This window comes from Pseudomonas sp. BNK-45 (genome assembly GCF_047456255.1).
Lineage (GTDB): Bacteria > Pseudomonadota > Gammaproteobacteria > Pseudomonadales > Pseudomonadaceae > Aquipseudomonas.
The window spans coordinates 2,447,482-2,469,941 of sequence record NZ_CP179909.1 but is presented as its reverse complement, the minus strand read 5'-3'; the positions used below and the strand labels follow the sequence as shown (position 1 = coordinate 2,469,941).

Annotated in this window: 18 protein-coding genes and 1 pseudogene; 10 read left to right on the top strand and 9 right to left on the bottom strand. The window is 65.2% G+C overall.

The window, feature by feature from the left end; translation table 11 throughout:
• Window positions 1-28: 28 nt before the first annotated feature.
• The 9 genes from ACMGG8_RS11545 to edd all read right to left on the bottom strand — a co-directional run bounded on the left by ACMGG8_RS11545 (window position 29) and on the right by edd (window position 11,100).
• Window positions 29-1,189 (bottom strand): ABC transporter ATP-binding protein, encoded by a 1,161-nt coding sequence (locus ACMGG8_RS11545; protein WP_060840678.1) that lies wholly within the window; start codon window positions 1,187-1,189, stop codon window positions 29-31.
• Between the two features lie 3 nt (window positions 1,190-1,192).
• Complete coding sequence (locus ACMGG8_RS11540; RefSeq protein WP_019094567.1) at window positions 1,193-2,038, bottom strand: carbohydrate ABC transporter permease; 846 nt, start codon at window positions 2,036-2,038, stop codon at window positions 1,193-1,195.
• Window positions 2,031-2,939 (bottom strand): carbohydrate ABC transporter permease, encoded by a 909-nt coding sequence (locus tag ACMGG8_RS11535; RefSeq protein WP_060840679.1) that lies wholly within the window; start codon window positions 2,937-2,939, stop codon window positions 2,031-2,033. The genes ACMGG8_RS11540 and ACMGG8_RS11535 overlap by 8 nt, the downstream gene beginning before the upstream one ends.
• A 187-nt stretch (window positions 2,940-3,126) precedes the next feature.
• Window positions 3,127-4,419, bottom strand: coding sequence for an ABC transporter substrate-binding protein (locus tag ACMGG8_RS11530; protein WP_060840680.1), 1,293 nt, complete (start codon window positions 4,417-4,419; stop codon window positions 3,127-3,129).
• Between the two features lie 116 nt (window positions 4,420-4,535).
• Entirely contained in the window at window positions 4,536-5,795 is a 1,260-nt protein-coding gene (locus tag ACMGG8_RS11525; protein ID WP_414159598.1) for an AGE family epimerase/isomerase, read from the bottom strand.
• 226 nt (window positions 5,796-6,021) lie between these two features.
• Complete coding sequence (locus ACMGG8_RS11520; protein WP_281063682.1) at window positions 6,022-7,491, bottom strand: ATP-binding protein; 1,470 nt, start codon at window positions 7,489-7,491, stop codon at window positions 6,022-6,024.
• Complete coding sequence (locus ACMGG8_RS11515; RefSeq protein ID WP_371920244.1) at window positions 7,481-8,227, bottom strand: response regulator; 747 nt, start codon at window positions 8,225-8,227, stop codon at window positions 7,481-7,483. Before ACMGG8_RS11515 ends, ACMGG8_RS11520 begins: the two co-directional genes overlap by 11 nt.
• A 93-nt stretch (window positions 8,228-8,320) precedes the next feature.
• On the bottom strand, window positions 8,321-9,277 hold the full coding sequence (locus ACMGG8_RS11510) for a glucokinase (RefSeq protein WP_060844421.1): 957 nt from the start codon (window positions 9,275-9,277) through the stop codon (window positions 8,321-8,323).
• Entirely contained in the window at window positions 9,274-11,100 is a 1,827-nt protein-coding gene (gene edd / locus ACMGG8_RS11505) for a phosphogluconate dehydratase (RefSeq protein WP_060844422.1), read from the bottom strand. Before edd ends, ACMGG8_RS11510 begins: the two co-directional genes overlap by 4 nt.
• 223 nt (window positions 11,101-11,323) lie before the next feature.
• Here edd and gap point away from each other — a divergent pair, with 223 nt between their 5' ends.
• The 10 genes and pseudogenes from gap to ACMGG8_RS11455 all read left to right on the top strand — a co-directional run bounded on the left by gap (window position 11,324) and on the right by ACMGG8_RS11455 (window position 22,305).
• Window positions 11,324-12,328 carry a type I glyceraldehyde-3-phosphate dehydrogenase gene (gap, locus tag ACMGG8_RS11500; RefSeq protein ID WP_060844423.1) on the top strand — a complete coding sequence of 335 codons (1,005 nt, stop codon included), beginning with the start codon at window positions 11,324-11,326 and terminating at the stop codon, window positions 12,326-12,328.
• 15 nt (window positions 12,329-12,343) lie between these two features.
• Window positions 12,344-12,808, top strand: coding sequence for a methylglyoxal synthase (locus tag ACMGG8_RS11495; protein ID WP_060840687.1), 465 nt, complete (start codon window positions 12,344-12,346; stop codon window positions 12,806-12,808).
• Between the two features lie 73 nt (window positions 12,809-12,881).
• A complete protein-coding gene (locus ACMGG8_RS11490) occupies window positions 12,882-13,400 on the top strand; it encodes an RNA polymerase sigma factor (RefSeq protein ID WP_253128363.1) in 519 nt (172 codons plus the stop codon).
• A 176-nt stretch (window positions 13,401-13,576) separates the two neighbouring features.
• Window positions 13,577-14,482: a FecR family protein gene (locus ACMGG8_RS11485; protein ID WP_414159932.1), complete on the top strand. Its 906-nt coding sequence runs from the start codon at window positions 13,577-13,579 to the stop codon at window positions 14,480-14,482.
• A gap of 122 nt (window positions 14,483-14,604) precedes the next feature.
• Window positions 14,605-17,223 (top strand): TonB-dependent receptor, encoded by a 2,619-nt coding sequence (locus ACMGG8_RS11480; RefSeq protein ID WP_414159597.1) that lies wholly within the window; start codon window positions 14,605-14,607, stop codon window positions 17,221-17,223.
• Window positions 17,224-17,335: 112 nt separating this feature from the next.
• Window positions 17,336-17,944 carry a biliverdin-producing heme oxygenase gene (locus ACMGG8_RS11475; RefSeq protein ID WP_060840691.1) on the top strand — a complete coding sequence of 203 codons (609 nt, stop codon included), beginning with the start codon at window positions 17,336-17,338 and terminating at the stop codon, window positions 17,942-17,944.
• A 116-nt stretch (window positions 17,945-18,060) separates the two neighbouring features.
• The gene (locus ACMGG8_RS11470; protein ID WP_060845171.1) at window positions 18,061-18,474 is read left to right on the top strand and encodes a YbaN family protein; all 414 of its coding nucleotides are present in this window, start codon (window positions 18,061-18,063) and stop codon (window positions 18,472-18,474) included.
• A gap of 151 nt (window positions 18,475-18,625) precedes the next feature.
• Window positions 18,626-19,939: pseudogene (locus tag ACMGG8_RS11465) on the top strand (chemotaxis protein); the annotation flags it as partial.
• Between the two features lie 150 nt (window positions 19,940-20,089).
• Window positions 20,090-20,845 carry a methyl-accepting chemotaxis protein gene (locus ACMGG8_RS11460; RefSeq protein ID WP_375136263.1) on the top strand — a complete coding sequence of 252 codons (756 nt, stop codon included), beginning with the start codon at window positions 20,090-20,092 and terminating at the stop codon, window positions 20,843-20,845.
• Between the two features lie 104 nt (window positions 20,846-20,949).
• Window positions 20,950-22,305, top strand: a complete 1,356-nt coding sequence (locus ACMGG8_RS11455) for a CoA transferase (RefSeq protein ID WP_414159596.1) — start codon at window positions 20,950-20,952, stop codon at window positions 22,303-22,305.
• The last annotated feature ends 155 nt before the right edge of the window (window positions 22,306-22,460 follow it).

Here is a 22,460-nt window from a genome sequence, read left to right as displayed (position 1 = left end):
GACGGATGACAGGCCATCCGCCATGGATTCAACGGCCCTTGAACTGCGCAACGTTACCGCCACGGGTTTCGCTCATCGACGCCGCGGCCGTCCCCAGGCGCTCGCCGCTCTGGGCATCGAACAGCAGCACCCGGGCCGGATCGAACTGTAGGGTCAGGGTTTCCCCGGCATCGGGCGCCTGATCCGGAGCCAGACGGCAGCAGACCTTGGTGCCATTGAGGGTGACGAACACCAGGGTGTCGGGGCCGGTGGGCTCGACCACCTGGACCTCGGCGCGCAGGGTCGGCAAGCCATTGGCTTCGGCGGGAGCCAGGGAGATCTGCTCCGGACGAATGCCGAGGATCACCTCGCGGTCCTCCAGCCCGGCGTCCTGCGGCCCCAGGGGCAGCTCGCAACGGGCCTGGCCACTGTCCAGCAGGGCCAGCAGGCGGCCGTCCTTGCGTTGCAGGCGCAGGGGAATGAAGTTCATCGGCGGCGAACCGATGAAGCTCGCCACGAACAGGTTGGCCGGGTCGTTGTAGATCTGCTTCGGCGTGCCGAACTGCTGGATGATCCCGTCCTTCATCACCGCCACCTTGTCGCCCAGGGTCATGGCTTCGATCTGGTCGTGGGTGACGTAGACCGTGGTGGTCTTCAGGCGCTGGTGCATCAGTTTCATTTCGGTGCGCATCTCGACCCGCAGCTTGGCGTCGAGGTTGGACAGCGGTTCGTCGAACAGGTAGATCTTCGGCCGCCGCGCCAGGGCCCGGCCCATGGCCACCCGCTGTTGCTGGCCACCGGAAAGCTGGCCCGGCTTGCGGGTCAGCAGGTGCTCGATCTGCAGCAGCTTGGCCACCCGCGCCACTTCCGCGTCGATCTCGGCGCTGGGCATCTTGCGGATCTTCAGGCCGAAGGCGATGTTGTCGCGCACGCTCATGGTCGGGTACAGCGCGTAGGACTGGAACACCATGGCGATGTCTCGGTCCTTGGGGCTCATGCCGCTGATGTCGGCGTCGTCCACCAGGATCGCCCCGCCGCTGATGTGCTCCAGCCCGGCGATGCAGTTCATCAGGGTGGATTTGCCGCAGCCGGACGGGCCGACGAGGATCAGGAACTCACCGTCGTCGATCTTCAGCTCGATGTTCTTCAGGGTGTCCGGCAGGCCGGCACCGTAGGTCTTGTTGACGTTGCGTAATTCGAGAGTGGCCATGCTTTACCCCTTGACTGCGCCGGACGTCAGCCCGCGCAGGAAATACTTGCCGGCGAAGATGTAGACCAGCAGTGTCGGCAGCCCGGCGATCATCGCCGCCGCCATATCAACGTTGTATTCCTTGGCCCCGGTGCTGGTGTTGACCAGGTTGTTCAGGGCCACGGTGATCGGTTGTGCGTCGCCGCTGGCAAACACCACGCCGAACAGGAAGTCGTTCCAGATCTGGGTGAACTGCCAGATCAGGCAGACCATGATGATCGGCACCGACATCGGCAGCAGGATCTTGCCGAAGATGGTGAAGAACCCCGCGCCGTCCAGGCGCGCCGCCTTGACCAGGGCATCCGGCACGCTCACGTAGTAGTTGCGGAAAAACAGCGTGGTGAAGGCCAGGCCGTAGACCACGTGCACCAGCACCAGGCCGGTGGTGGTATTGGCCAGGCCGAACTTGCCGAGGGTGAACGAGGCCGGCAGCAGCACGGTCTGGAACGGCAGGAAGCAGCCGAACAGCAGCAGGCCGAAGAACAGCTGGGAGCCGCGAAAGCGCCACATCGACAGCACGTAGCCGTTCATTGCACCGATGAAGGTGGAGATCAGCACCGCCGGCACGGTGATCTTCACCGAGTTCCAGAAGTAGCCGCCCACGGTGTCCCAGGCCTTGATCCAGCCAATGCCGTCCACCACCTGGGGCCAGCTCAGCAGGTTGCCGGTGCGGATGTCTTCCGGGGTCTTGAAGCTGGTCAGCAGCATCACCACCAGGGGAATCAGGTACACCGCCGCCGCCAGCAGCAAGGTGGCGTAGATGGCGATCCGGCTGAAGTTCAGGGTCGGCTTGGCGAGGGAGTTAGTCATGACGCTTGCCTCGCAGTTCGGAGTACAGGTACGGCACCAGGATGGTCAGCACGGCACCGAGCATCAGCATGGCGCTGGCCGAACCGATGCCCATCTGGCCCCGGCTGAAGGTGAAGGAATACATGAACATCGCCGGCAGGTCGGAGGAGTAGCCCGGGCCGCCCGCAGTCATTGCCGCCACCAGATCGAAGCTCTTGATGGCAATGTGGGCGAGGATCATGAAGGCGCTGAAGAACACCGGGCGCAGGCTCGGCAGAACGATCTTCAGGTAGATGGTCGGCAGGCTCGCGCCGTCGACCTGGGCGGCGCGGATGATCGACTGGTCGACACCGCGCAGACCGGCGAGGAACATCGCCATGACAAAGCCCGAGGCCTGCCACACGGCGGCGATCACCAGGCAGTAGACCACCCGGTCCTGATCCACCAGCCAGTCCAGGCGAAAGCCTTCCCAGCCCCAGTCGCGGAGCATCTTGTCCAGGCCCAGGCCGGGGTTGAGCAGCCACTTCCAGGCGGTGCCGGTGACGATCATCGACAGCGCCATGGGATAGAGGTACACGGTGCGGATGAAGCCTTCCTTGCGGATGCGCTGGTCCAGCAGCACCGCCAGGAACACCCCCAGCACCAGGCTGATGGCGATGAACATGCCGCCGAACAGCGCGAGGTTCTTGCTCGCCACCCACCAGCGGTCGTTGTCCATCAGCCGCAGGTACTGCTGCAGGCCGACCCACTTGTAGCTCGGCATGAAGCTGGAATTGGTAAAGGACAGAATGAACGTCCAGATGATGTAACCGTAGAACCCCACCAGCACGATCACCATGCTGGGCGCCAGCACCAGCTTGGGCAGCCAGCGCTGCAATGCGTCCAGGGGTGAGGCCTTGCTGAAAACCGCCACAGAGCTCATCGCAATAACCCGGTTGAAGGAATGAAGTCCGACGCGCCCTCTGTAGGAGCGAGCTTGCTCGCGATAGCGATCCAGCCGTCGACACCCAGGGTGAATGTCAGGCCGTCATCGCGAGCAAGCTCGCTCCTACAGAAGGGGGGAAGCATCGTCAGATAAATCGCCGCAGACAGGGCTGCGGCGTGCGCAGTTACTGCGCGGCCTTGACCGCCGAGGCCAGTTGCGCACTGGCCTTGGCCGGGTCCGCATCCTTGTCGTTCATGAAGTTGGTGACCACGTCGAAGATCGCGCCCTGCACCGCCAGGGAAGTGGCCATGTTGTGCGCCATGCTTGGCTGCAGGCCGCCGGTCTTCTCGTCCGCCAGGAAGTCCTTGGCCGAGGCCTGGGCACAGGAGTCGAAGCCCTCGGCGCTCATGTCATTGAGCATGTCGGTACGCACCGGGATCGAGCCCTTGTTGATGCTGAAGACCTTCTGGAAGTCCTTGCCCAGCGCCACCTTGGCCAGGTCCTGCTGAGCGGCGATGTCACCCTTGCGATCGGCCTTGAGCTTGAACACCGCCAGGGAGTCGATGTTGTAGGTGAAGGCCTTGTCGGTGCCCGGGAACGGCACGCACTGGTAGTCCTTGCCGGCGATCTTCTTCGCCGCGGTCCACTCGCTCTTGGCCCAGTCGCCCATCATCTGCATGCCGGCCTTGCCGCCGATCACGTCGGCGGCGGCGATGTTCCAGTCACGCCCGGCGCGGTTGGGGTCCATGTAGCCGGTGATCTTCTTCAGCTCGGCGAAGGCCTTGACCATTTCCGGGCCGGCGAGGGTCTTCTGGTCCAGGTCCACCAGGGCTTTCTTGTAGCCTTCAGGGCCCATGACCGAGAGCACCACGTCTTCGAACACGGTGCTGTCCTGCCACGGCTGGCCACCGTGGGCCAGGGCGATGAAGCCCGCGGCCTTGAGCTTGTCGCCGGCGGCATAGAACTCTTCGAGGGTGGTCGGGGCCTTGTCGATCCCGGCCTTCTTGAACACTTGCGGGTTGATCCACAGCCAGTTGACCCGGTGGATGTTCACCGGCACGGCGACGTAGTCACCTTCGTACTTGACGGTGTTGGCCACCTTGGACGACAGCAGGCCGTCCCAGTTTTCCGCCTTGGCCACGTCCTTGAGGGTGTCGGTGCTGAGCAGGCCGGTGCTGCCCCATTCCTGGATGTCCGGGCCCTTGATCTGGGCGACGCCCGGCGGATTACCGGCCACGGCGCGGCTTTTCAGCACGGTCATTGCGGTGGAGCCGCCACCGCCGGCCACGGCGCCGTCCTTCCAGGTGAAACCGTCTTTTTCCACTTGGGCCTTGAGCACATCGACGGCGGCTTTTTCGCCACCCGAAGTCCACCAGTGGACAACTTCCACGGAACCTTTGGAGTCGGCGGCGAGGGCACTCAGGGGAAACAGAGAGGCAAGGGAAATGACAGTGGCGAGGCGAGAAATCGCATTCATTTGAAGTACCTTTCTTGTTGTTATGCATGCAAGTCTGGTGCTTGCGCTGCACACGAGTCTAAACAGCCTAGTCGAACGTTCGGGTAACGAAGCGACGGTGAAATGTCACGACATGGTTACACAAGGCCCGGAACAGACGCTTGGGCCAAGGCCGAGGCCATGCTCGGCGCCAGCGGCAGGCGCGGAATCAGCACCGCCTGCCAGGCGTGATAGAGGTCCGGCTTGCCGCCCCAGATCTCGGCGGCCGGGCGATTGTCGCGGCCCAGTTCGTGATGCCAGCTGCCCTGTTGGCGATCGATGAAATACCCTTCGCAGAACTCCCAGAAACGCCGGTACCAGACCTCGTACTGCTGCTCGCCAGTGCGCTTGAGCAAAGCGCTGGCGGCGGCGCTGGCCTCGGCATGGGTCCAGTGCAGGCGCTGGTGCACCACCGGCCGGTTGTCCCAATCCAGGGTGTAGACAATGCCCGGGGCACCGTCCACGTCCCAGCCGTGGCGGCAGTTGCTCGCGAACAGGTGCTGCGCATCCAGCGCCAGCCAGCCCGGGGTCAGCATCCCGGCCAGGCCGCGCGACGCCTCCAGGTGCAAGAGCAGGCGCGCCCATTCGAAACCGTGGCCCGGCGTGGTGCCGAAGGGACGGAAACCATCGGCGGGAAAGGCCCGGTTGTAGTCGCGCAGGGGCAGCCAGTCACAGTCGAAATGCTCGATCACCATGAAGTCGTTGGCGGCGGCGTGCTGATGGATCACCCGCTCGACGATGCGCAGGGCGCGGTTGAGCCAGCGCGGGTCCCGGGTGACATCGGCCAGGGCCAGGAAAGCCTCGGTGGCGTGCATGTTGCTGTTGGCGCCGCGATAGGCTTCCGGCTCGCTCCAGTCGCGATTGAAGGACTCGAGCATGGCGCCCTCCTCCTCGCTCCAGAAATGCCCGTCGATGATCCGGATCGCCTCCTCAAGCAGGGCCTGGGCACCCGGCCGCTGCGCCACCACCGCGGAGCTGGCGGCCAGGGCGACAAAGGCGTGCAGGTAGGCGGCCTTGGTGCTGTTGCCGTCCGCCTGCCCGGCAACGGCGAACCAGCCGCCGTGCTCGGCATCGCGCAACGGCCCCATGAGCGCGGCGATACCGTGATCCACCAGCCCGGCATAACCCGGCAAGCCCTGGACATGCGCCATGGCAAAGCTGTGGGTCATGCGCGCGGTGTTCATGGTTTCGGCTTGGGCGCCTTCGGGCAGGCGGCCCTGGGCATCGAGGTTGCCGAAGCCTTCGGCGAGTCGTGAAGCCTTGGCGAAATCCAGCAGGCGCAGGCCTTCGGCGGCGAGCCAGGAATGGTGAGCGGGCGCGTTCAGCCAACTGCGCAGCGGCAGGGGGAGAGAGTCCATGAGTGGCCTGTTGTTGTTTTTATCGAAGGCTTGAGTCTAATCAAGCCGCTCGCAACCGCAGGTAACGAAGGGCCAGCACAATGTCACCAAACCGTGACATTGCGCGGCTCCACCCGTAGGAGCCGGCTTGCCGGCGAAGAGGCCCTTGAGTCCTGCAGTGCCCTTGGGAACGCCTTCGCTGGCAAGCCAGCTCCTGCACAAGTCAGCGTCTGCCCAGACCAGCCGCTCAGTCGAAGGTCCGGGGCAGGTACAGGGTCACCCGCAGGCCGCCTTCACGCAGGTTCTGCAGGCTGACTTCGCCGCCATGGCTGTGGGCGATGTTGCGCGCGATGCCCAGGCCCAGGCCGTAGCCCTGCTGCTGGCCGGCCAGGCGAAAATGCGGCTCGAACACCTGCTCCAGGCGCTGCTCCGGTACGCCCGGGCCTTCGTCGTCGACATGCAGGACAAAGCCGCTGTCGTCGTCTTCGATGTACAGGTGGGCGTTCTGCCCGTACTTCAGGGCGTTGTCGATCAGGTTGCCCATGCAGCGCTTGAGCGCCAGGGGCTTGCCCGGGTAACTGGCCAGCGCCCGCCCCTGCTGGGTTACCCGGCCATTGCCGTGGGGCGCCAGGTAAGGCTCCACCAGGCAATCGAGCACCTGGTTGAGATCCACTGGCTCGATGTTCTCGTGGATGTCGGTGTCCTTGACGCATTGCAACGCGCCCTTGACCAGCAGTTCCAGTTCGTCCAGGTCGCGGCCGAACTTGGCTTGCAGTTGCTCGTCCTCCAGCAGCTCGACCCGCAGGCGCAGGCGGGTGATGGGGGTGCGCAGGTCGTGGGAGATGGCACTGAACAGCTGGCTGCGCTCGGTCAGGTAGCGGCTGATGCGTTCGCGCATGCTGTTGAAGGCCCGCCCCACTTCCACCACTTCACTGCCGCCGCCCTCCGCCACCGGCTCGACGTCGGCGCCCAGGGACATGTCCCGCGCGGCCCGGGCCAGGCGCTTGAGGGGCCGGCTCTGCCAGTGCACCAAGAGGCCGATGAACAGCAGCAGAAACCCGCTGGTGAGCAGGATGAACCACACCTGCTGCGCCGGCAGGCCCTGCTCTTCGAGGCTGGTGTAGGGCTCGGGCAAGAGCGAGGCGATGTACAGCCATTCCCCCGGGGCCATCTGGATCTGGGTCACCAGCACCGGCGGATTCACCGGCTCCAGGGTCAGGGCGTAGTGGGCCCAGGAGCGGGGCAACTCGTCGAGCTTGAGGCCGCCATTGAAGATCCGCAGGTCATCGGGGCTGACAAAGGTCACCGAGATATCCGCGTCATTGCCCAGGGACTGGCGCAGCACCTGTTCCACCGCTTGCAGCACCGCTTCCTTGCGTGGGGTGGCGGGCAGCACCTGCATGCCCAGGGGCTTGTCATTGAGGGTCACGACAAATCGGGTGCCGCCCATGCTGCGCAACTGGTCCAGCACCAGGGGCCGGTACGCCACCGGCAACGAACGCAGGTAGCTGACGCTGGCGGTCATCGAATGGGCCAGGCTGCGGGCGCTGGTCACCAGGCCTTCGAGCTGGGTGGCGCGCAACTGCGAAACCCAGATCACGCTGGACAGCGCCTGGGCGAACAACACCGCGAGCAAGGTCAACAGCAGCATGCGCCCCAGCAGGGAACGGGGCACCGGCACCCGGCGCAGCAGGCCGCGCAATGCCTCAGAGAGCATTGCCGGCAACCACATTGGCTGCCAACTGATAGCCGCTGCCACGCACGGTGCGGATCAGCCGCGGCGGCTTTTCGGTGTCCCGCAGGCGCTGGCGCAGGCGGCTGACCGCCATGTCGACGATGCGGTCCAGGGGCATCAGGTCGCGCCCGCGGGTGGCATTGCCGATGGTGTCGCGGTCGAGGATTTCCTGGGGATGGTCGAGGAACAGCTTGAGCAGGGCGAAGTCGGCACCGGAGAGAATCACCTCCTCGCCGTCGTTGTGGAACAGCCGGTGACTGATCACATCCAGGCGCCATTCGTCGAAGCACAACACTTCACCGGCGACCCGCTCCTGGGCGAACTGCACGCGGCGCAGCAGCGCCTTGATCCGCGCCTGCAACTCCCGGGGGCTGAAGGGCTTGCCCAGGTAGTCGTCGGCCCCCAGCTCCAGGCCGATGACCCGGTCGGCTTCGTCGGAGCTGGCGGTGAGCATGATGATCGGCACCTGGCTGCGCCGCGGGTGCTGGCGAATCCAGCGGCACAGGCTGAAGCCGTCTTCGTCGGGCAGCATCACGTCGAGGATCACCAGGTCGCTGGGCGCCTCGTTCAGGGCCTGACGAAAACCGGCGCCATCGGCGGTCGTGCGCACCTGGAAACCGCAACGGCTGAGGTAGGTTTCCAGCAGCTCGCGAATTTCCTGATCGTCGTCAACCAACAAGATCGACTTACTGACTGAACTCACCGGGGCCGTCCTCATTGTTGGGCAGGGAGCGCGATTATGCCTGATGGCGGGAGGCCTGTTACCGCCTCTTCGCCGGCAAGCCGGATCCTGCGCCCATGCTGCTCGGTGTCAGCCCTGGGCCTGCTCCAGGGCCACGCCGGCACCGGTCAGCCCGGAGTACGGCGCAGTCACCAGCCACACCGGGATGCCCTTGAAGTAATCGCTCATGCAGCCCTTGTCGGCAAAGCTTCTGGCAAAACCGCTGTGGATGAAGAAATCGGCGAAACGCGGAATCACCCCGCCGACGATATACACCCCACCCCGCGCGCCCGTGGTCAGGACGTTGTTACCCGCCACCCGCCCCAGCCAGCAGCAGAACTGCTCCAGCACTTCCCGGGCAATCGGATCACCGGCCAGGCCGGCCGCCGTGATGGCTTCCGGGGTGTGCAAACGCGGTTCATGACCGTCCACCGCGCAGATCGCCCGGTACACCCGGGGCAATCCACCGCCGCTCAAGGCAGTCTCGGCGCTGACATGGCCGATCTCGGCATGGATGTGTTGCCAGAGCTGGGTTTCCCGCGCACTGCCCAGGGGCAGGTCGACATGGCCGCCCTCCCCCGGCAAGGCCATGTAGCGGCCGTCGCCGAAGTTCAACAGGGTGCCGACGCCGAGGCCGGTGCCCGGGCCGATCACCACCGCCGGACGCAAGGGCTCGGCAACGCCTTCGCAGACCACGCGAAACTCATCGGGCTGCAGACGGGTCATGCCCAGGGCCATGGCCGAGAAGTCGTTGACCAGCAACAGCCGCTCCACTTGCAGGGCCTGGCAGAACGCCTGGCGGCTCAGGCGCCAGTGGTTGTTGGTGAATCGAAACTCATCACCACTGACCGGACCGGCCACCGACAGGCACACCGAGCCGATGGCGCCCGGGGCCAGGCCCTGGGCGTGCAGATAGGCCTGGATGGCGTCTTCCGGGCAGCGATAGTCCGCCGTTGCCAGCACCTGGATCGCGTCCAGCTGCTGATCCTTCCACAACGCGAACCGCGCGTTGGTCCCACCGATGTCACCGACCAGGGCCAGTTTCAATTAAGCGTCTCCAGTGCAGAGGTAAAGGCGCTGGCGCCCTGCTCTGCCGAGCTGAAGGCCATGCGCATGAAAGCGAAGAGTTCGCGGCCGGTGCCGACGTTGTTGCCCAGCAGCCCCTTGGCCGGTTCCCGGGCGGCGAATTCGGCGGCGTCGACCTTGAGCTCCAGGGTGCCCTTGACCCCGTCCACGCGAATGATGTCGCCGTCCAGCACCCGGGCCAGCGCACCTCCGACCTGGGCTTCGGGGCTGACATGAATCGCCGCCGGAATCTTGCCCGAGGCACCGGACATACGTCCATCGGTGACCAGCGCCACCTTGAAGCCACGGTCCTGCAGCACCCCGAGGAACGGGGTCATCTTGTGCAGCTCGGGCATGCCGTTGGAGCGCGGGCCCTGGAACCGCATCACTGCGACAAAGTCCTTCTCCAGCAGGCCGGCCTTGAACGCATCGGCCAGGTCCTGCTGGTCCTGGAACACCACCGCCGGGGCTTCGACGATCTGATGTTCGGGCGCCACGGCGGACACTTTCATCACTCCGCGGCCCAGATTGCCTTCCATGACCCGCAAGCCGCCTTCCGGGGAGAACGCCCGGGCCACCGGCCGCAGGATGTTTTCGTCGAGGCTCTCGATCGGACCGTCGCGCCACACCAGCTTGCCGTTGTCGAGGAAGGGTTCCTGGGTGTAGCGGCTCAGGCCGGGGCCGGCCACGGTGTTGACGTCTTCATGCAGCAGGCCGGCTTCCAGCAGCTCGCGGATCAGGAACGACATGCCCCCCGCGGCCTGGAAGTGGTTGATGTCGGCCTTGCCGTTGGGATAGACGTGGGACAGGGTCGGCACCACCTCGGACAGGTCGGCCATGTCCTGCCAGGTCAGTTGGATGCCCGCCGCCTGGGCGATGGCCGGCATGTGCAGGGTGTGGTTGGTGGAACCGCCGGTGGCGTGCAGGGCGACGATGGAATTGACCAGGCAACGCTCGTCGACGATCTCGCCGATGGGCATGAAGTTGCCGCTCTGCTTGGTCAGGCGCGTGACCTGCTGCGCCGCCTCATGGGTCAGGGCGTCGCGCAGTGGCGTGTTGGGGTTGACGAAGGAGGCGCCGGGCAGGTGCAGGCCCATGACTTCCATCAGCAACTGGTTGGTGTTGGCAGTGCCGTAGAAGGTGCAGGTGCCGGGGCTGTGGTAGGACTTCATTTCCGACTCCAGCAGTTCCTCGCGGCTGGCCTTGCCTTCGGCATAGCGCTGGCGCACATCGGCCTTCTGCTTGTTGGAGATCCCCGACACCATCGGCCCGCCCGGGACGAAGACCATCGGCAGATGACCAAAGCGCAGGGCGCCCATCATCAGGCCCGGCACGATCTTGTCGCAGATCCCCAGCATCAGCGCGGCATCGAACATGTTGTGGGACAGGGCCACGGCCGTGGACAGCGCGATCACCTCGCGGCTCGGCAGGCTCAGTTCCATGCCGGCCTCGCCCTGGGTCACGCCATCGCACATGGCCGGGGTGCCGCCGGCGAACTGCCCTACCGAACCGATCTCGCGCAGGGCTTTCTTGATCTGCTCGGGAAAGTGCTCGTAAGGCTGGTGGGCCGACAACATGTCGTTATATGACGAAACAATTGCCACGTTGGCCGCGTTCATCATCCGCAGGCTGTGCTTGTCTTCGGCGCCGCAACCGGCCACGCCGTGGGCGAAGTTCGCGCACTGCAGCTTGCCGCGCTGCGGACCATCGCTGGCGGCACCGCGAATCAACGCCAGATAGGCCTGGCGAGTGGCGCGACTGCGAGCGATAAGCCGTTCGGTGACCTCAAGAACGCGGGGATGCATATGTAGAACTCCAGGCTAACGGATGTGGCGACCTGTTTGTCTATGCTGATCAGAAGCCCCGCCACCGAGGGACAGTGGAGGACATTCCTGACCATTTGGACCAGTTGATTCAGGTCACTCGTTGTAGATAAAACAAAATATTGCCACTAAAAAGGCTTGTTTTCTATTTCTATGCGAATAATCTTGTAATTCCAACAACAAATTCAACGACAGGCGTTTGCACATGACTCTTCGAATCGCAATCAACGGTTTTGGCCGTATTGGCCGTAACGTCCTGCGCGCACTCTATACCCAAGGCTATCGTCAGGATCTGCAGATCGTCGCCATCAACGATCTGGGGGACAGCGCGATCAATGCCCACCTGCTCAAGTACGACACCGTCCACGGCACCTTCGACGCCGAGGTCCAGCACGATCAGGAAAGCCTGACCGTCAATGGCGACCGGATTGCTGTCAGCGCCATCCGCAACCCGGCCGAACTGCCCTGGGCCGCGGAAAAGATCGACGTAGTCTTCGAATGCACCGGCCTGTTCACCGACCGCGCCAAGGCCGCCGCCCATCTTACTGCCGGCGCCCGCAAAGTGATCATCTCGGCCCCGGCCAAGGGCGCCGACGCCACCGTGGTCTACGGGGTCAACCACGACATCCTGCGCCAGTCGCACCAGATCATTTCCAACGCCTCGTGCACCACCAACTGCCTGGCCCCGGTGGCCCAGGTGCTGCACCGCGAGCTGGGCATCGACAACGGCCTGATGACCACCATCCACGCCTACACCAACGACCAGAACCTCACCGACGTCTACCACAGCGACCCGTACCGCGCCCGTTCGGCCACCCAGAACATGATCCCGAGCAAGACCGGCGCCGCCGAAGCCGTGGGCCTGGTGCTGCCGGAGCTGGCGGGCAAGCTGACCGGCATGGCGGTGCGCGTGCCGGTGATCAACGTCTCCCTGGTGGACCTGACCGTGACCCTCAAGCGCGACACCACCGCCGAAGAGGTCAACGCCCTGCTCAAGAGTGCCAGCCAGCATTCGAAGATCCTCGGCTACAACACCCTGCCGCTGGTCTCCAGCGACTTCAACCACAACCCGCTGTCGTCGATCTTCGACGCCAACCACACCAAGGTCAGCGGCGGTCGCTTGCTCAAGGTGCTGGCCTGGTACGACAACGAGTGGGGCTTCTCCAACCGCATGCTGGATAACTGCCTGGCCCTGTGCAACGCGGAATAAAACGGATATTCGTCGATGATCGGTATCAGTTTTACCCAAAAGACCATGGCGGCGCGCAAGCGCATCGCCCTGGTCGCCCATGACCATTGCAAGGCCTTTCTGCTGGACTGGGCCGAGCGGCAGAAATCACGCCTGGCCGAACATGAGCTGCTGGCCACCGGCACCACCGGGCTGCTGCTGAGCAAACGCCTGGGGCTGCCGGTGCACAGCATGATCAGCGGCCCCCTGGGCGGCGATCAGCAACTGGGCGCGCAGATCGCCGAACAACGGGTCGACCTGCTGGTGTTCTTCTGGGACCCCTTCGAGCCACAGCCTCACGATCCGGACATCAAGGCCCTGCTGCGCGTGGCGGCGGTGTGGAACATTGCGGTGGCCTGCAACGAATGCAGCGCCGACTACCTGCTCAGCAGTCCGTTGATGAACCAGGCCCACGAGCACCGGATTCCCGACTACCAGGCCTACCTGGCCGGCCGGGGATAATTCACACAAGGCTTGACCATTGACGCAGATGACAATCATTATCATCCGCTGAAAAAATGGATCAGGCCTTGCCGTGAGTCAATCGCACTTCAACCACGTCTTCCTCAGCCAGCGCATTTCCCTGCTGCGAACCCTGGAGCGGATGGTCAACAACCACAGCACCGCCGAAGACCTGCTGCAGGAAACCTACCTGCGGGTGACCCGAGCCCTCAGCGAGCGGCCGATCACCCACCTCGAACCCTTCGTGTTCCAGACCGCGCGCAACCTCGCCCTCGATCACCTGCGAGCCCGGCGCATCCAGGGCCGCACCCTGCTCGAAGACGTGCCTGCCGAGGTGCTGGAGAGCGTCGCCGCCCCTGTCAGCAGCGCCGAGGACGCCGCCCACGCCGAGCAACTGCTCGAACGCCTGAACCTCAGCCTCGGCCAGCTCAGCCCGCGCCAGCAGCAGATCTTCATCCTCAGCCGCTTGCACGGCCACAGCTATCAGGAGATCGCCGACGAGCTCGGGGTTTCGCTGAGCACGGTACAAAAGGAATTGAAATTGATCATGGCCATCTGCATCGGCGTCGCCGAACGTCTCGACGGCCAGTGAGTCTCAACCGCTGAGCACAATGACTGCGTCAGCCCCGGGCCTTTGTTAACCTTGGCCGGCTTTCGCTCTCTCTTGAAAAAACAGCTGCGCACAGACGCCGCCGAGGAACACCCGTGAAGGATTTTCACAGCGCCGAGCCGCCCAACCCCGCCGGCCCGCACTCAAGCACCCTGGCCATGGATCAGGCACTGGATTGGCTGATCGAGCTGGAACATCCGAACGAAGAACAACTGCGCCGGTTTCATCAGTGGCTGGCGGCTTCACCGCTCAATGCCCAGGCCTTTGAAAAGGCCCGGGCGATCTGGGACGGGCCACAAGTGGCGCAATGCGCCCTGACCCTGGCGACACCGCCGAAAGCCTCGTGCCTGGCACGCCTGCGCCCGCACTGGAAACCCCTGGCCACCGCCGCAGTGCTGCTGCTCGGGCTGTTCAGCTTCAGCAACCTGCCGCTGCGCCTGCAGGCCGACCACCTGACTCAAGTCGGCGAACGCCAGCGCCTGCAGCTCGAAGACGGCTCCAAAGTGCTGCTCAACACCAACTCGGCGTTTTCCAGCGACATCAACGATCACCAGCGCGTGGCGCGGCTGTACCAGGGCGAAGCCTTCTTCGAGATCCCCGGCACTCCGGGCCTGCCCCTGGAGCTGGACGCCGGCCCGGTCAAGGCCAGCGTGGCCGACACCGCCTTCGCCGTGCGCTACCTGGACGGCATTGCCCAGGTCCAGGTGCAGCGCGGCGATATCGACCTGCGCGCCACCCACGCCGATCAGCGCATTCGCCTGAGCGCCGGCGAGAGCGTTCGCGTCGGCCCCGAAGGCTTCGACCCTCCGGCCCGACTCGATGCCGGCAAGGACCTGGCCTGGATCGACGGCCGCCTGGTGTTCGAGAACTGCCCCCTGAGCCAGGTGCTGGCGGAACTGCGGCGCTATTATCCGGGCTGGATCGTCAACAACAACCAGCAGTTGGCGAATGTCGCGGTCACCGGCAACTACCGCCTGGACCAGCCCCTGGACGTGCTGCGCTCCCTGGCCCACATCACCTCGGCACGCCTCTCGGAATACCCGGCCCTGGTCATTCTCAACTGAGAATAATTATTTTTACGCGATTGCCGTAGGTCGTACGTCTCGTTATAGCCAATGCAACTGATTCGCATTTTTGAATGCGCATCTGCACCTATAAAAGATTCGTGCGACCCGGAGCGCTCTCGATGTCCCCTCGCCTCAACAGCCGATCCTCTGTTCCCTGTGCCCGCCTGCAACACTGCACCCTGTCGCTGCTGACCGCGGCGATCCTGCTGGCCGGCGCCCAAGCCTCGCCGGTGATGGCCGCCGACGCCCCGGCCCCCTCCAGCCAGCGCATGGGCCATTACAACTTCGCCATCGCCCAGCAACCGCTGGTCTCGGCGCTCAACGCCTTCACCGCGGTCACCGGTTGGCAAGTCGGGCTGCCGGCCGAGCTGGGCAGCGGGGTTTCGTCACCGGGCGTGCGCGGCTCGCTGCCCCCGGAAAAGGCCCTGGAGCGCCTGCTGGGCGGCACCCAACTGAGCTACCGCAAGCTGGGCAACCACAACATCGTCCTGGAACGGCGCAGCGCCGCCAATGCGGTGAACCTGCAGCAAGTGACCGTCAGCGCCACCCGCCAGGAACAGGACATCCATTCGGTGCCCAGCACCGTGAGCGTGCAAACCCGGGAAGAACTGGACCGCCAGAACGTCAACACCATCAAGGAGCTGGTGCGCTACGAGCCCGGGGTTTCCGTCGGCGGTGCGGGCCAGCGCGCGGGCATCAGCGGCTACAACATTCGCGGCATCGACAGCGACCGGATTCTCACCCAGGTCGATGGCGTGGAAGTACCGGATCACTTCTTCAGCGGTCCCTACGCCAAGACCAACCGCAACTACGTCGACCCGGAAATCGTCAAGCGCGTGGAAATCCTCCGCGGCCCGGCCTCGGTGCTCTACGGCAGCAGCGCCATCGGTGGCGCCGTCAGCTACTACACCCTGGACGCCGACGACATCATCAAGCCCGGCCAGGACGTCGGCGCGCGCCTGAAGAGCGGCTACAGCTCGGCTGACGAAAGCTGGCTGAAATCCACCACCGTGGCCGGACGGGCCAGCGACTTCGATGCCCTGTTGCACCTGAGCCGGCGTGACGGCCACGAAACCGAGTCCTACGGCAGCAACAACGGCACCGGCCTCGACCGCACCGCCGCCAACCCGGAAGACGCCCGCACCACCAACGTCCTGGCCAAGCTCGGCTGGAACTATGCCCCGGATGCTCGCCTGGGCCTGACCTACGAAAAGTACAAGGATGACCGCGACACCAACCAGAAAAGCGCGGTAGGCGGCCTGTTTCTCAATGGCGTCGGCCAGAACTGGTATCGCTCCCGTGTCGGCAACGACACCATCACCCGTGAGCGCTTCGGCCTGGAAAACAGCTTCGCCGTGCAATCGCCGATCGCCGACCAGATCAAGTGGAGCCTGAACTACCAGATCGCCAAGACCGACCAGAGCACTTCCGAGCGCTACAACCCGGTCTCGGCGTTCTCCCCCAACGCCCGTGACGTGCTGCGGGAGCGGCAAACCCTGTACCAGGAAAAACAGTGGGTACTGGACGCGCAACTGGACAAGGCTTTCACCCTCGGTGAAACCGAGCATCAACTGACCTACGGCACCACCCTCAAGCAACAGAAAGTCACCGGCTCACGCTATGGCACCGCCACCTGCCTGAAGGTCGGTGCAGGTTGCACCGCCATCGGCGCACCCAGCCCGAGCGCCAGCGACAGCGTGAAAAAATCCAGCGACTTCCCGGATCCCACCGTCAGCACCTACAGCCTGTTCGCCCAGGACCAGATCAGCTGGAACGCCTGGACCTTCACCCCTGGCCTGCGCTACGACTACACCCAGCTCAAGCCGAAACTGACGCAGGAATTCCTCAATGTCGCCAACCCCACCGGCAACTATCCGGTCAGCAGTGAGAAGAAGACCTGGCATCGGGTTTCGCCCAAGTTCGGCCTGACCTACGCCTTCGACGAGCACTACACCGCCTATGGCCAATACTCCGAGGGCTTCCGCACGCCGTCGGCCAAGGCGCTCTACGGCCGCTTTGAAAACCTCGCCACCGGCTATGTCGTCGAGCCCAACTCCAACCTCAAGCCGGAAACCAGCAAAGGTTATGAGACCGGCCTGCGGGGCAATTTCGACGCGGGCTCCTTCGATGTCTCGGTGTTCTACAACCAGTACCGCGACTTCATCAACGAAGACGCCATCACCGCCGGCGCCCTGCAGTCGGTGATCCAGAGCAACAACATCAAGCACGCCACCATCAAGGGCGCCGAAGCCAGGGGCCGTCTCAACCTCGACGCCTTCGGTGCACCACAGGGCCTGTACAGCCTCGGCTCGGTGGCCTACGCCTACGGTCGCAACAATGACAACGGCGAGCCGATCAACAGCGTCAACCCGCTCAAGGGCGTGTTTGGCCTCGGCTACGACCAGGACAACTATGGCGCGCTGCTGAGCTGGACCCTGGTCAAGCGCAAGGACCGGGTCGACAACAGCACCTTCAAGGCTCCGGATGGCCGCACCACCAGCGGCCAGTTCAAGACCCCGGGCTACGGCATCCTCGACCTCAGCGGCTTCTACAAGGTCACCGACGACCTGACCCTGAATGCCGGCCTGTACAACCTGACCGACAAGAAATACTGGAACTGGGACGACGTGCGCGGCTACGACAGCGTCGGCGAGGCCGGGCAAACCGCTCCTGCCAACCTCGACCGCCTGACCCAGCCGGGCCGCAACTTCTCGGTCAACCTGGTCTGGGATATCTGACGCCAAAGCGCCTCACTGTCCTTTTTCAATCGGGGCAGTGAGGATTTTTTACGGTGTCGCGTCTTCTTGTTCGTCTAGTTACTAAGTGCCTCTCATTCTCAAGGACATCTGCATGAGCCCCCAGGATTCCTCCCAGCGTCATCACCTGCGTTCCCAGCGTCTGAACCAGATCACCCACGAACCCCATGCCAAGCTCGACGCCCTGGTCAAGGCGCACGCACCGTTCGAGACCCAGGGCGCCTTCGCCCGCTTCGTGGTCGCCCAATACCTGTTCCAGTCGGAACTGGTGGAGCTGTACAACGATGCCGAACTGAACCGCATCGTGCCTGACCTGGCCGAGCGCTGCCGCGCCGAAGCGGCCAAGGCCGACCTGGCGGACCTGGACACTGAAGTGCCAGCACCGGTAGCCGGCGCTGTGCGCAACCCGAGCAAGGCCGAAGCCCTGGGCTGGATCTTCGTTTCCGAGGGTTCCAAGCTCGGCGCCGCGTTCCTGATCAAGCGCGCCGTGGGCCTGGGCCTGAGCGAAACCTTCGGCGCCCGGCACCTGGGCGAGCCGGCCGGTGGCCGCGCCGAAGGCTGGAAGACCTTCACCCGCATCCTCGACGGCCTGGAATTCACCGCCGAAGAAGAAGCGGCGGCGGAAAAAGGCGCGCTGGATGCCTTCAACCGCTTCACCGTGTTGCTGGAACAGGCTTACTCCAGCGCCGCACAACCCGCCTGACCCCCGTCGTTGCGGGCCCGCGGCAAGCGTCCGTGCCGCGGCCCCGCAACGGTATTTTGTCGGCCGGCGTGCTCTCCGGATTGAGCCGCAAGGCGCGTTACCTCATCATCGAAGCCATGACCCCCACTCGCCCCTCCTCGTCGAAGATTTCCCGCCTGCTGTTCGGCGCGCTGGCCTATGTCAGCCTGGCCATCGGCCTGATCGCCATCGTCGTACCGGGCTTGCCGACCACCGAGTTCATCCTCCTGGCCGCCTGGGCCGCCACCAAGAGCTCGCCCCGCCTCAGCGCCTGGATGGAGAACCATCGCCTGTTCGGCCCGATCCTCTGCAACTGGCGCAACGGCCGGATCGTCAGCCGCAAAGCCAAGATCAGCGCCACCCTCAGCATGCTGCTGTGCGCCGTCCTGATGCTGACCCTGCTCAACCATCACTGGACGATGTACGCCGCCATTGCCGGCATGGCCCTGGGCAACCTGTGGATCTGGTCGCGCCCCGAAGCCCTGCCGCAACCCTGCACCCCGCCCCTGTAGAAGCCTGCTGGCCGGCAAAGGTGCCCTGCGCACCGGCATTCCCCTTCGCCACTCGCCTTGCCGGCAAGCCCGCGACTGCGGGGCGCCGCAACGGCCCTACCGTTCGTCGGCAAAAACTCACGCAAACGCCCGCCAAGCCGATGTTTCGGGCATGGCGCTGAATGGACTTGGCGATCCGACCCAGCCGGCTTTGTGCTTTCCATCCGACCTATTGCGAGATCGCCCCATGTTCGACTCTCTCTCCATCCGCCTGAAAATCGTGCTGCTGTCCGGGCTGTGCCTGTTGGGCGTGGTGGCGCTGATCGTCGGCATGAATCTGTACCAGAGCCAGCAGAACAATCAGCTGGTCAACACCTCCAGCACACAGATGCTGACGGCCGGGGTCGAGGACCTGTTGCAGGCCAAGGCGGCCGAACAGGCCGCGCGCGTCCAGAAGACCTTCGGTGAAAGCCAGCTGGTGATCACCGCCCTGGCGGACCAGGTCCAGGATCTGCGGGCAATGGCCGCAAAGCGTGGCCTGGATGCCGCAGCCCTGCGCGAAGAACTCAACCACAGCCTGAAAACCGCCTTCGAGCGCAACCCCAAGGTGCTGGGGATCTGGCTGGCCTACGAGCGCAACGCGCTGGATGGCCAGGACAGTGCGTTCGCCAACGACGCCAGCCGCGCGTCCAACGAACAGGGGCGCTTCGCCAGCTACTGGAGCCGTCCCGCAGGCAAGTCCCTGAACACGGTGATGGTCGAGGAGGACATGAACAAGACCACCCTCAACCTCAGCGGCACGCCTTACAACATCTGGTACACCTGCCCCCGTGACACCCGCCGCACCTGCCTGCTCGATCCCTATGCCGACACCATCGGCGAGGACAAGAAACAGGTGCTGATGACCACCATCTCCCTGCCGCTGCAGACCGACGGCAAGGTCATCGGGGTGATTGGCGTCGACATCGCCCTGGACTCCCTGCAAGCGGCCGCCGTCGAGGCGCAACGGAACCTGTTCGGCGGTGCCGGGCACATGCTGATCATGGGCGGCAGCGGCCTGCTGGCAGCGGTCGGCGCCGATGCCGCCCAGGTCGGCAAGAACATCAAGGACACCGCCGGTGCCCAGGGCCAGGACATCCTGGCGACACTTGCCGGTGGCCAACCCAAGGTGCTGCAGCAGGGCGACCTGATCCGCGCGGTCTATCCCTTCAGTCCGATTGCCGATGCCAAGGCCTGGGGTGTGACCATCGACTTGCCCCGGCAGGTCCTGCTGGCGGACTCGGTAAAACTGCAGACCCTGCTGGATCAGGCCCAGACCAGCGGCACCCTGAAAACCCTGCTGGTGGCCATCGGCGCCGGCCTGCTGGGGTTGCTACTGATCTGGCTCAGTGCCTCCGGCGTGACCCGGCCGATCAACAGCGTGGCGCAGATGCTCAAGGCCATCGCCAGTGGCGACGGCGACCTGACCCAGCGCCTGAACTACAGCAAGAAGGATGAACTGGGCGAGCTGGTGAGCTGGTTCAACCGGTTCCTCGACAAGCTGCAGCCCACCATCGCCCAGATCAAGCAGAGCATCATCGAGGCCCGCGGCACCGCCGACCAGTCTTCGGAGATCGCCCGCCAGACCAGCGAAGGCATGCAGGTGCAGTTCCGCGAGATCGACCAGGTGGCCACCGCGTCCAATGAAATGAGCGCCACGGCCCACGACGTCGCCAACAGCGCCTCCAATGCCGCCCAGGCCGCCCGTGGCGCCGACCAGTCGGCCAAGGACGGCATGACCATCATCGAGCGCAGCACCCGGGATATCAGCCTGCTGGCCGAGGAAGTGAGCAAGGCCGTGGGTGAAGTCGAGGCCCTGGCGGTGAGCAGCGAACAGATCGGCTCGGTGCTGGAAGTGATCCGCAGCATCGCCGAACAGACCAACCTGCTGGCCCTCAACGCCGCCATCGAGGCGGCCCGCGCCGGCGAAAGCGGCCGCGGCTTTGCGGTGGTGGCCGATGAAGTGCGCAACCTGGCCAAACGTACCCAGGACTCGGTGGAAGAGATCCGCGTGGTCATCGAGCGCATCCAGAGCGGCACCCGCGATGTGGTCAACACCATGCACGCCAGCCAGAGCCAGGCGCAGAACAACGCCGGACAGATTCATCAGGCCGTCCAGGCGCTGGGCAGGATCAGCGACGCGGTCACCGTGATCAGCGACATGAACCTGCAGATCGCCAGCGCCGCCGAACAGCAGAGCGCCGTGGCCGAAGAGGTCAATCGCAACGTCTCGGCGATCCGCAGCGTGACCGAAACCCTCACCGAGCAAGCCAGCGAGTCGGCCCAGGTCAGCAGCCAGCTCAACGCCCTGGCCACCCAACAGATGAAACTGATGGATCAGTTCCGGGTGTAAGCGCGATTCTCGCCCCGCCGCCCGCCGCGACCAATGACCTAAGGTGATCGACAGTGGCGGCGGTTTCAGGGTGCAATGCCCTCCTCTGAACCGGGGAGTGCGTCATGACCGAACTACTGGCAACCCTCCAGGCCGCGCTGGGCCTGGCGCCTGCAAGCGTCCGACAGACCGGCCAGGGCGCCCTGCCCTCGGCCTTCGCCGTAACCGACCTGGCCTGCGCCAGCATCGCCGTCGCCGGGCAAGCCCTGGCCGAACTCCTGTACAGCCAGACCGGGCACCGGCCACAGGTCAGCGTCGACCGGCGCCTGGCCTCATTCTGGTTCGCCGGTTCGATCCGCCCGCAAGGCTGGAGCCTGCCATCCCCCTGGGACCCGATTGCCGGGGATTACCCCAGCCGCGACGGATGGATTCGTCTGCACACCAATGCGCCCCACCACCGCGCCGCCGCCGAACGAGTGCTGGGCGCGGTGAGCGGGCGCGACGCCATGGCCGCCCGCGTGGCCAGCTGGGATGCCCTGGAGCTGGAGCAGGCCATCGTCGATCAGGGCGGTTGCGCCGCGCAGATGCGCAGTTGGGCACAGTGGCAGGCGCACCCGCAGGGGCAGGCGGTCAACGCCGAACCCCTGGTGCACTGGCTGCCGCACCGCGGCTCGCGGCCGAACACCTGGAGCGGTTCCAGCGCCCGGCCCCTGGCCGGACTGAAGGTGCTGGACCTGACCCGGGTCCTGGCCGGCCCCGTGGCCAGCCGCCTGCTGGCGGGGCTGGGCGCCGAGGTACTGCGGATCGACCCGCCGGGCTGGAACGAACCGGCCCTGGAGCCGGAGGTGACGCTGGGCAAGCGCTGCGCGCGCCTGGACCTGCACGACCTGGAACAGCGCGCGGTATTCGAAGGCCTGCTGGCCGAAGCCGACCTGCTGCTGCACGGCTATCGCGCCGATGCCCTGGACCACCTGGGTTACGACGCCGAGACACGCCAGCGAATCGCCCCGGGGCTGATCGAGGTCAGCCTCAATGCCTATGGCTGGAGCGGCCCCTGGCGCGACCGCCGGGGCTTCGACAGCCTGGTACAGATGAGCGCCGGCATCGCCGCAGCCGGCATGGACTGGAAAGCCGCGGAGCAACCACTGCCGCTGCCGGTCCAGGCCCTGGATCACGCCACCGGCTACCTGATGGCGGCCAGTGCCCTGCGGGCGCTGAACCTGTCCTTGAGCGGCGGCCAGGGCACCTCGGCGCGCCTGTCCCTGGCCCGCACCGCCAAGCTGCTGGTTGAGCATTGCCGGTCAACGGGAAACCAAACGCCACTGCGCGCCGAAACCCCTGAAGATCATGGGCTGCTTCAGGAACAGACTCCCTGGGGACCGGCCCGGCGCCTGCAGGTGCCGTTGCACATCAGCGCAACGCCCGTGCAGTGGGATTGCCCGGCGACCGCCCTGGGCGCCCATCGCCCCAAATGGTGGTGAGCGCCTTCGCCGGCAAGCCGCCACCTGGAGGATTACCGGCGCCCTGGGCGCTGGCTTGCCAGCGAACCACCCGCAGCGACGACCGCCGCCAAAGCCGCCCAACCCTGCCGCGCCGCATAACCGCGCCACGGTCGCCAGGCCGCGGCCCGATCAGG

What these genes read in the sequence shown, in the direction of transcription:
- ACMGG8_RS11545 (WP_060840678.1), bottom strand. Translation starts at nt 1,189, where the DNA reads ATGGCCACTCTCGAATTACGCAACGTCAACAAGACCTACGGTGCCGGC.
- ACMGG8_RS11540 (WP_019094567.1), bottom strand. Translation starts at nt 2,038, where the DNA reads ATGACTAACTCCCTCGCCAAGCCGACCCTGAACTTCAGCCGGATCGCC.
- ACMGG8_RS11535 (WP_060840679.1), bottom strand. Translation starts at nt 2,939, where the DNA reads ATGAGCTCTGTGGCGGTTTTCAGCAAGGCCTCACCCCTGGACGCATTG.
- ACMGG8_RS11530 (WP_060840680.1), bottom strand. Translation starts at nt 4,419, where the DNA reads ATGAATGCGATTTCTCGCCTCGCCACTGTCATTTCCCTTGCCTCTCTG.
- ACMGG8_RS11525 (WP_414159598.1), bottom strand. Translation starts at nt 5,795, where the DNA reads ATGGACTCTCTCCCCCTGCCGCTGCGCAGTTGGCTGAACGCGCCCGCT.
- ACMGG8_RS11520 (WP_281063682.1), bottom strand. Translation starts at nt 7,491, where the DNA reads ATGCTCTCTGAGGCATTGCGCGGCCTGCTGCGCCGGGTGCCGGTGCCC.
- ACMGG8_RS11515 (WP_371920244.1), bottom strand. Translation starts at nt 8,227, where the DNA reads ATGAGGACGGCCCCGGTGAGTTCAGTCAGTAAGTCGATCTTGTTGGTT.
- edd (WP_060844422.1), bottom strand. Translation starts at nt 11,100, where the DNA reads ATGCATCCCCGCGTTCTTGAGGTCACCGAACGGCTTATCGCTCGCAGT.
- gap (WP_060844423.1), top strand. Translation starts at nt 11,324, where the DNA reads ATGACTCTTCGAATCGCAATCAACGGTTTTGGCCGTATTGGCCGTAAC.
- ACMGG8_RS11495 (WP_060840687.1), top strand. Translation starts at nt 12,344, where the DNA reads ATGATCGGTATCAGTTTTACCCAAAAGACCATGGCGGCGCGCAAGCGC.
- ACMGG8_RS11485 (WP_414159932.1), top strand. Translation starts at nt 13,577, where the DNA reads ATGGATCAGGCACTGGATTGGCTGATCGAGCTGGAACATCCGAACGAA.
- ACMGG8_RS11480 (WP_414159597.1), top strand. Translation starts at nt 14,605, where the DNA reads ATGTCCCCTCGCCTCAACAGCCGATCCTCTGTTCCCTGTGCCCGCCTG.
- ACMGG8_RS11475 (WP_060840691.1), top strand. Translation starts at nt 17,336, where the DNA reads ATGAGCCCCCAGGATTCCTCCCAGCGTCATCACCTGCGTTCCCAGCGT.
- ACMGG8_RS11470 (WP_060845171.1), top strand. Translation starts at nt 18,061, where the DNA reads ATGACCCCCACTCGCCCCTCCTCGTCGAAGATTTCCCGCCTGCTGTTC.
- ACMGG8_RS11460 (WP_375136263.1), top strand. Translation starts at nt 20,090, where the DNA reads ATGCAGGTGCAGTTCCGCGAGATCGACCAGGTGGCCACCGCGTCCAAT.
- ACMGG8_RS11455 (WP_414159596.1), top strand. Translation starts at nt 20,950, where the DNA reads ATGACCGAACTACTGGCAACCCTCCAGGCCGCGCTGGGCCTGGCGCCT.